Genomic DNA, 9,347 nt, shown 5'->3' with positions numbered 1-9,347 from the left:
ATATTAATCATGAAGTGCTATGTATATAGGAGTATAATTATATATTTAGCACTTCATATAAAAAGTATAATAGTATGTATAAAAAATCTATTATATAAATGAAATATAAGTTAAAGTTGATAAAATACCAGCAAATAACTACTCAATACCAAGCCCAAATTTATAGATTGTTTAAAAATAAATTAAAGTATATAGAAAATAAGTTTTGAAAGCCTAGAAAATTATTTATACATAAAATTAAATAAATAATTATTCAACTATAAATATGGAGGTATAATATGAAATATTCAAAGTTAGTAACATTAGGATTAATAGGAATACTTACATTTGGAGTAGCAGGTTGTACAACTAAAACATCTGATAAAACAACAACTGAGTCAACAACAACAAAAGAAAATATGACTTTAGAGAGTTATAAAGATGAATTCGGTAAAATATATGAAAATAATATAGGTAGACTGGAAAATTACAATAAATATGGAAAAATAGTAGTTGAGGAACCAACTAAAGATTACCCAGGAAATGAAGCTTATGTAACTGAATTAAAAAATGCATACAAGGATAGTGAAGAAAAATTACAACAATTTGTAGATTCTTTAGGAAATGTTAAAACAGAAGATAAAAAGATAAAGGATATGAATGACAAATTAATTGAACAAGGAAATAAGGTTATAAAAGAATTAAAAGAAAGAAGTAAAAAGTTAGAATCAATTCCAACAGATTTGATGCAAAAATCTGAAGTTGAATTTAAAAAAGGATTAAATGATTTACTTAAGGTTGGAAATAATACAAGAACAGATTTTGATAAAATGATAAAAGATGCTCAACATTTTTTAGGAATAAAAACTAAATAATAATTAATATTATAAAATAAAAACAATGAAATTAGGGTACTTATCTATTTTAGTTATATACAAAAATAGATAAGTACCCTAATTTTATTATTTTTTAAAATCAATAATAAACAAAGTTTAAGTATTATTAAAAATAAAATTATATAATTAAGAAAATATAGCATAGAAAATCTAAAGTATCTGTATTTTTATCCGTATAAAAAATGAGGCAAACTATTTGCGATATTAAATAGAAATGTTGAAGGGGAATATAGGTACTATCAAAATTGAAATTTATCTAGATATTGAGATATTAAAAGAAAAGACAAGCTTGCTTATTAAATTGAAAAATTTATTATATGATGTACCCAAAATTATAAAAAATAGGGAGGAATGTATATGAAAAATTTAAGAATAGGTAAAAAGTTAAGTATATCTTTTATGATTTTATTAATGCTTACAGCATTTACAAGTCTTTACACAATATCTAGATTAAAGCAATCAGAAACTTTAAGTCATAAATTATTTACAGGACCATATCAATCGACAACTGAATCTATGGGGATTCGTAGAGATTTAGTTTCTGTTGGAAGAATGCTGGGTAATGCAATTATGGAAAAAGATATTGCACAATATAAAGCTAAGACAATGGATGATTTTGATAGTATTGATAAAAGGATTAAAGTAATCCGAGGTTCTTTTGGAGGAGATGCTAAATTAGTTGATGATCTTGATAAATCTGTAAGTAACCTAAGACAAGAGTGTGAAAAAGTTTTTGCACTTATTGAAAAAGGTGATTACAATGGGGCAATAGAAATAACAAAACCAAATACACCATACTTTAATGCATATAATGAGTGTGTAGAAAATTCAATGATACTTAATGATGAGGCTGAATCTGATGGACAAGCATTTGATAAAGGAATAAAAAAAACATCTGAAAGAGCTACTACAATTTCGATTGTTATTAGTTTGATTACTATAGGTGTAGGGGTTATTGTATGTGTTTATATTACAAAGAGTTTAAAGCAACCTATTGAAAAAATTGAGGAAGCTGCAAATAAAATGGCACTTGGTGAATTTGATATTAGTATAAATTATGAATCAAAAGATGAATTAGGTTCTTTAGCTAATAGTATGCGTCAAATGAGTAATAAAACTAAAGAACTTATAAATGATACAGTAAATGTTTTAGGAGAAGTTTCAGCTGGAAATTTTGATGTTAAACCTGAAATAGAGTATATTGGTATATTTAAAAATATTGAAAAATCAATACTGAAAATAACTAATGATTTAAGTGAAACTATGTCACAAATTAATGTAGCAGCAGAAGAAGTTGGAGCGGCATCGGATCAAGTTGCAAGTGGGTCACAAATGTTATCTCAAGGTGCAACTGAACAAGCTGGTGCAATTGAAGAATTATCTGCAACTATTATAGAGATATCTGACAAAATTAAAGATACAGCAGATAATGCTAAAAAAGCTAATTCATTAACTTTAAATGCAGGACGTCAAGTTAAAGATGGAAATGATCAAATGAAACAAATGGTTAAAGCTATGGAAGAAATTTCATTTACATCTAATGAAATTGGACGAATTATAAAAACTATAGATGATATAGCTTTCCAAACAAACATATTAGCATTAAATGCAGCAGTAGAAGCCGCACGTGCAGGAGCTGCTGGGAAGGGATTTGCAGTTGTTGCAGATGAAGTAAGAAATCTTGCAGCTAAATCAGCAGAAGCAGCTAAAAATACAGCAATGCTTATTGAAAATTCAATAGAAGCTGTTGATAAAGGAACTAAGATTTTAGATAATACTGCGCAATCACTTCAAAAAATAATTAATACGACTAATAAAACTACTATATTGGTTGATGAGATAGCTAAAGCATCAGAGGAAGAATCGAGTGCTATAGCTCAAGTAACATTAGGGGTAGAACAAATTTCAGAAGTAGTACAAACAAATTCTGCAACTTCTGAAGAAAGTGCTGCTGCTAGTGAAGAATTAAGTGGACAAGCACAGATGCTTAAGGTACTTATTGAGAACTTTAAATTAAAAGATATAAATATTTCTCAAAAAAATATAAATTTTAGTAATGATGAAATTAATTATTTTGCTATGAGCGAGAGTGACTAATACTATAACTATAAGTTGTATAGTATAGGTTTTAAAAATGGGAGCTTTTATGCTTCCATTTTCAAAAAAATATTTTGAAACTTTTAAAATAACATATTTAATAACTAAAGGAGATAAAATATGAGCGGAATGGATTCTTTAAATGAATTTTATGTGCACGAAAATATGCAATTATTAGAACAACTAGAAGAAATTCTACTTGTAGGACAATCAGATACTGGCAAACTAGGAAAAGAAGATATTGAAGAAATTTTCAGAGCAATGCACACAATAAAAGGTTCTTCAGCTATGATGGGTTATGATAGTATAACAAAGCTTACACATAGTATAGAAGATGTTTTCGATGAAATACGAAATGGATTGGAACTTTCTAATAGTAAATGGGAAGAAATTGTAGATGTAGTATTGGCGAGTATCGATTTTCTAAAAGAAGAAATGTTAAATGTACAAGATGGATTACTTCCAGAGGCTAGTATAGATGAATTGCATGAAAGAGTTTTAGGATTACTAAAAGATGAGAATGAAGGTAGTGATGAAAATAAAGAACTAGAGATAAAACTACCACAAGACTGTGAAAACACTGTAGATATACAAGTAGAAGGCGAAAGATATTTTCATATAAAAGTTTCATTTGAAAGTGGCTGTGGAATGGAAGGTATTAGAGCGCTTGGTGTAGTAGCTATAGCTGAAAATTTATGCTCTTTTATGAAGACTATACCAGAAGATTTAAGTATTGAGTGTGACGATATTATAATAAATGATGGTTTTATATTATATGTTAAAACAACAAGAGAAAAATATGAACTTGAACAGTGTATTGGAGAAACTATGTTTCTTAAATCACTTGAAGTTACAGAAATTGTAGATGAAGAACAAATACAAACTATATTTGGGATATCAAATTTAAATGATGTATCTGAATCTATAGATGATGAGATAGTAGTTACTAGAGAAGAAGTAAAAGAAGAAGTAAAAGAAGTAAGTAAGGAAGACGCAACTAACAATGTTGATGAAGAAGTAGAAGTAATTAATAAATCATCTAAAAAAGATGTTAAGGTGGAAGATTCTCAAACCCATGTTCATAATAAAAATAGTTATTTAACTGTAAATATAAATAAAGTTGATACATTGATGAATCTAGTCGGCGAAATTGTCACTACAGAGTCTATGGTAGAAAAACAATCACAATTAGAAAATTTTGATCGAGATAATTTTGAAAAACAAGCAAGAAGATTACATCAATTAACAAATGAATTACAAGATGTAGTTATGTCAATTCGTATGGTACCTATATCATCTACTTTTACAAAAATGCAAAGAGTTGTAAGAGATATGAGTAGAAAAACTGGGAAGTCAGTAGATTTAAAATTGATAGGTGAACAAACTGAGGTAGATAAAAATATTTTGGAAAATATTTCAGATCCTCTAATGCATATGATAAGAAACAGTATGGATCATGGAATTGAGACACCAGAAGAACGTAAAAAAACTTCAAAACCAGAAAAGGCTACTATCGTATTGGAAGCAAAAAATACTGGTGGAGATGTTGTAATTGTTATAAAAGATGATGGACGTGGATTAAACAAAGAAAATATTGTAAAAAAAGCAATTGAAAAGGGAATTACAAATAAGAATATTGAAGATATAAGTGATAAAGAGGCTTATAACTTTATATTAGCACCTGGATTCTCTACAAAAGAAGCTGTAAGTGAGTACTCTGGTAGAGGTGTAGGTATGGATGTTGTATATACAAACATTCGAAAGTTAAGAGGTTCTATTACTATAGATAGTGAAAATGGAAAAGGGACTATGATTGTGCTTCGAATTCCGTTAACATTAGCAATAGTAGATGGTATGAAAGTAAAAATTGGAGATGAAATATATATTATTCCATCACTTAATATAAAAGAAGTATTTAGACAGGGTGCATATGATATTGTTAAAAATCCAAATGGAGAAGAACATGGAATTATTAGAGGTAATTGCTATGAAATTAGGAGATTATCAAATCTATTAGAAATGGGTGAATCAAATTCAGATGAAGGCATTATGATTTTAGTTGAGTCTGAAATGGGAAGTGTATGTATCATTGTAGACAGTATTATAGGTCAGCAACAGGTTGTAATAAAACCAGTACCTGCATTATTAACAAAGTTTGAAAAAGTTCATTCTTACATGTCAGGATGTTCTATTTTAGAAGATGGATCTATTAGTTTGATATTTGATGTAAATGCTATTATAAATAAGTAAATGGTATTAACATAGTATTATATAAAAATTTACTGTAGACGATGTTACTAAAATTACTGGAAAATTAATCTGAAGATGTTAAGTAAGACAGTAGATAAGTTAAAAAGGAGATATAGTCTATGGAAAAAAAAAATAAGGTGAAAGTACTGGTGATTGATGATTCTAGTATTTTCAGACGTATTATAGCAAAATACCTTCAGGAAGATCCAGAGTTAGAAATTGTCGGAACTGCAAAAGATCCATATGAAGCTAGGGATCAAATAGTAGAATTTAGACCAGATGTATTAATCTTAGATATTGAAATGCCAGGAATGACTGGAATAGAATTTTTAAAAATATTAATGGATCAATGTCCTATTCCGACTATTGTAATTACTGGTACTGATGGAAGATGTTTTGAGGCTATAAGTGCTGGGGCTGTTGGATTTGTTGAAAAACCAAATGCAAATACTATGAATGATTTTTATGATGAGTTAGCATCTAAAATTAAAGAAGCTTCGGTTGCTAAATTAGATAAGAAGCATCATAATATAAATTCTTCGCAAGTCAATCAATCTGTACATAAAAAGAATAAACTTGATAATATAAATGTAAAAATAAATAGTTATAAAGAAATAATTACTATTGGAGCATCAATGGGTGGTGTAGAAGCTGTTGGAAAGCTTTTAAAACAATTACCATTAGGATTACCAGGGATTGTAATTACGCAACATATGCCACCTGTATTTACTCAAAGATATGCAGAACGTTTAAATAAAGAATGTTTATTAACTGTATCTGAAGGTAAAAATGGAGAAGAAGTTTTAAGTGGACATGCATATATAGCTCCTGGAGGTTTACAAATGGGAGTTGTAAAGAAAAACAATAAGTATTTATTAGAAATTAAAGAAGGCGATAAGGTTAGTGGACATTGTCCTTCAGTAGATTATTTATTCAAATCTATAGCAAAAGTAGCAAAAGAAAATGCTATAGGAGTTATCTTAACAGGTATGGGTTCTGATGGAGCAAAAGGGTTACTTGATATAAAGGAATCTGGAGGTTATACTATTGGCCAAAATAAACATTCTTGCGTTGTTTATGGTATGCCAATGGCTGCTAAAAACATAGGAGCAGTATTAAAAGAAACTTCTTTAGAGATGATTCCAAACGTAATATTAAACCAATTAAAAAGAAGACAATCAACCGTGAAATATAAAGAGTAGATAGAAAGTAGGTATATATGAAATTTGAATGTGATAAATTGAATGTATTTCGTGAAATTAGTAATATAGGATCAGGAAATGCGTCATCTTCATTAGCTATAATGCTAAATGAATTAGTAGATATAGGTATTCCTAAGAGTGATATGGTTAAATTTTCCGATATAACTAATAGTTATGATTCTCCGGAAGAGCTAGTTGTAGGGACTGTTTTACAACTTTCATCAGATATGGAAGGATTCATTATGGTTATAATGAAAGTAGAAGCAGCATTTAACTTGTTATCAAGGATTTCAGGAAAAGAAATTGAATGTGATAGAAATGATTATAAGTCAGTTTGTAAAGAATTGAGTTCAATAGGTGAAATTTGTAATATACTTTGTGGAACATATTTAACGGCAATATCTGATATGACAAATTTAAGTATAGATCCATCTATTCCTTATTTTAGTGTAGATATGGTTATGGCAATTATGAATTTACCTATTTCACTGTATGGGCCTGTTGCTGATTCAATTTTATGTATTGAAACAGACTTTTTCACTACAGATTTAAGTATTGAGGGTAAATATTACTTTATTCCTAAAGTAGATTCATGCACGAAATTATTAACATCATTAGGGTTTACTGAGTAGGAGAATAACTAATGGAAAAGATAACGGTAGGAATTGCTGAATTTAATATTGTAAAGGCACCTAATCAAATTATGACTATTGGTTTGGGATCTTGCTGTGGTGTAATACTTTATGATGAGATAAATAAAATAGCTGGACTAGTTCATATTTTACTTTCGGATTCAAAAGCTGATAAAAATGTAGTAAATAAGGCTAAATATGCAGATACCGGTATTATTTTATTATATCAAGAGATGAAAAAGGCTGGAGCAAACACTAGATTTATAAGAGCGAAGTTAGCTGGTGGTGCACACATGTTTAATTTTAAAAATACAGGAAGTAGCATATTTACTGTAGGAGAAAAAAATGTAAAAGCATGTAAAGAAACATTAGCAAAGTTAAATATTTCTATTGTATCTGAGGATGTACTAGGTTCTTGTGGAAGAACTATTGTTTTTGATCCTACTACCAATAAATTGAGAGTCAAAAGCGTTGGTAAAAACGAAAAAGTTATCTAAAAGGATGGTGTATTATTTGTGAATGCAAATGAGGAAATAATAGAAAATAAACTAGATGATTTGTACATGGTATTTGTTATAAATAATCAAAAATATGCATTGTCATCAAAATATATTATAGAAATTATTGAAATGTTACCTATAACCAAAGTTCCATTTCTTCCTAAGTACATGAAAGGAATTATAAATTTAAGAAGTACTATTATTCCTGTAATGGATGCTAGAATGAGATTTGATATGGAACCAATTGAGTATAATGAGAGAACCTGTATTATTATAATTGAAAATAAATTAGATAAAATTGGATTAATAGTTGATGCTGTAAATGAAGTTATTCATATATGTTCTGATAAAAGTATGAAAATGAATTCAAGTAAAGACGAAGATAAGCAAAATTTCATAGAAGGTGTAAGTGAAATAAATAATGAAATTCAGCTAATACTAGACTGCGATTCATTAATGGAAATTGTAGAGGATATGAATAATGAAATTAACGAATAAAGACTTTGTACAATTAAAAACTTTTATGTATAATAATTATGGGATAAATCTTGAAAATAAAAGAACATTAATAGAAACAAGATTAGTATTAATGGTAAAGCGATTAGGATTTGAAGATTTTAAAAGTTATATAGATAATTTAATGCAAGATAAAACAGGAGAACAAGCAGCTGTTTTAGTAGAAAAGTTAACTACTAATTTTACATATTTTATGCGTGAAGAACAACATTTTGAATTTTTAAAAGATGAAGTTTTAATACCTCATTTTAAAAAACCAAAAATTGGAGGATTGAAGATTTGGTCTGCAGCCTCATCTACAGGAGAAGAGCCGTATTGCATTGCTATGTTAGTAGCATCTATTTTTGGAAAAAACTCAAAATTGAAAGTTTCTATAACAGCATCAGACATTTCTAATAATGTATTGAAACAAGCGAAAAATGGTATTTATTCAGAAGATAAAATATCAAAATTACCTCAAGTATGGGTTAAAAACTTCTTTCAAAAAATAAATGACAAAAATTATGGAATTGTTGAAAGTATAAAAAGTTTAGTAGATTTTAAATACTTTAACTTAAATAATTATATCGGATGGGATAAATCTAAGTACGATGTAATTTTTTGTAGAAATGTCATGATTTACTTTGATAATCCTACAAAGCAGAAATTATCTAAGAGGTTGTATGAGTCACTTAAGCCTGGTGGATATTTAATAATTGGAATGTCTGAAAATTTATCAAATTTAGACACTGATTTTGAACGAGTTAAACCATCAGTATACAGAAAAAGATTATAATTGATATAAATGGAGGAAATATTATGAAAAGAGTATTAATAGTTGATGATGCAGCATTTATGCGTATGTCTATTAGAAACATGCTTATGAACCATGAATTTGAGATAGTTGGTGAGGCAGAAAATGGAGTTATGGCAATTGAAAAATACAAAGAGTTACAACCAGATATTGTAACAATGGATATTACTATGCCAGAGATGGATGGATTACAAGCCTTAAGAGAAATAAAGAAAATAGATCCAGGAGCATCAATTGTAATGGTATCAGCATTAGGGCAAGAAGCTAGAATGAAAGAAGCGATTATATATGGAGCTAAAGGATTTATTGTAAAGCCTTTTAAAGAAGAGATAATTGTATCAGCTTTATCTAAGTTGTAAGTTATAAACATAAAAATTTAAATTTAAGTTAATATTAGATATCATAAAAGGAAATTGATTTTATAATTTTCTTTTATGATATAATCAAATCACGTATATTAATATAAAATTAAATAAACCTTA

The 9,347-nt window shown here is 28.1% G+C and carries 9 protein-coding genes; all 9 read left to right on the top strand.

The window, feature by feature from the left end; all coding sequences use genetic code 11:
* Window positions 1-278: 278 nt before the first annotated feature.
* The 9 genes from ACRCYC_RS15060 (at window position 279) to ACRCYC_RS15020 (ending at window position 9,224) form a co-directional block, all read left to right on the top strand.
* Window positions 279-854, top strand: a complete 576-nt coding sequence (locus ACRCYC_RS15060) for a hypothetical protein (RefSeq protein WP_438619935.1) — start codon at window positions 279-281, stop codon at window positions 852-854.
* 378 nt (window positions 855-1,232) lie between these two features.
* The gene (locus tag ACRCYC_RS15055; RefSeq protein WP_438619934.1) at window positions 1,233-2,972 is read left to right on the top strand and encodes a methyl-accepting chemotaxis protein; all 1,740 of its coding nucleotides are present in this window, start codon (window positions 1,233-1,235) and stop codon (window positions 2,970-2,972) included.
* Between the two features lie 120 nt (window positions 2,973-3,092).
* Window positions 3,093-5,222 carry a chemotaxis protein CheW gene (locus tag ACRCYC_RS15050; protein ID WP_438619933.1) on the top strand — a complete coding sequence of 710 codons (2,130 nt, stop codon included), beginning with the start codon at window positions 3,093-3,095 and terminating at the stop codon, window positions 5,220-5,222.
* 119 nt (window positions 5,223-5,341) lie between these two features.
* Window positions 5,342-6,424, top strand: coding sequence for a protein-glutamate methylesterase/protein-glutamine glutaminase (locus ACRCYC_RS15045; protein ID WP_438619932.1), 1,083 nt, complete (start codon window positions 5,342-5,344; stop codon window positions 6,422-6,424).
* Between the two features lie 17 nt (window positions 6,425-6,441).
* The gene (locus ACRCYC_RS15040) at window positions 6,442-7,056 is read left to right on the top strand and encodes a chemotaxis protein CheC (protein WP_438619931.1); all 615 of its coding nucleotides are present in this window, start codon (window positions 6,442-6,444) and stop codon (window positions 7,054-7,056) included.
* A gap of 11 nt (window positions 7,057-7,067) precedes the next feature.
* Window positions 7,068-7,553 (top strand): chemotaxis protein CheD, encoded by a 486-nt coding sequence (locus ACRCYC_RS15035; RefSeq protein ID WP_438619930.1) that lies wholly within the window; start codon window positions 7,068-7,070, stop codon window positions 7,551-7,553.
* Between the two features lie 18 nt (window positions 7,554-7,571).
* Window positions 7,572-8,054 (top strand): chemotaxis protein CheW, encoded by a 483-nt coding sequence (locus tag ACRCYC_RS15030; RefSeq protein WP_438619929.1) that lies wholly within the window; start codon window positions 7,572-7,574, stop codon window positions 8,052-8,054.
* Complete coding sequence (locus ACRCYC_RS15025; protein ID WP_438619928.1) at window positions 8,038-8,847, top strand: CheR family methyltransferase; 810 nt, start codon at window positions 8,038-8,040, stop codon at window positions 8,845-8,847. The genes ACRCYC_RS15030 and ACRCYC_RS15025 overlap by 17 nt, the downstream gene beginning before the upstream one ends.
* A 23-nt stretch (window positions 8,848-8,870) precedes the next feature.
* Complete coding sequence (locus ACRCYC_RS15020) at window positions 8,871-9,224, top strand: response regulator (protein WP_438619927.1); 354 nt, start codon at window positions 8,871-8,873, stop codon at window positions 9,222-9,224.
* Window positions 9,225-9,347 lie beyond the last annotated feature (123 nt).

It is taken from the genome of Paraclostridium sp. (assembly GCF_051657365.1).
Lineage (GTDB): Bacteria > Bacillota > Clostridia > Peptostreptococcales > Peptostreptococcaceae > Paraclostridium.
Note: the sequence above shows the minus strand (reverse complement) of the source record. Positions and strands in the feature narration are given on the sequence as shown.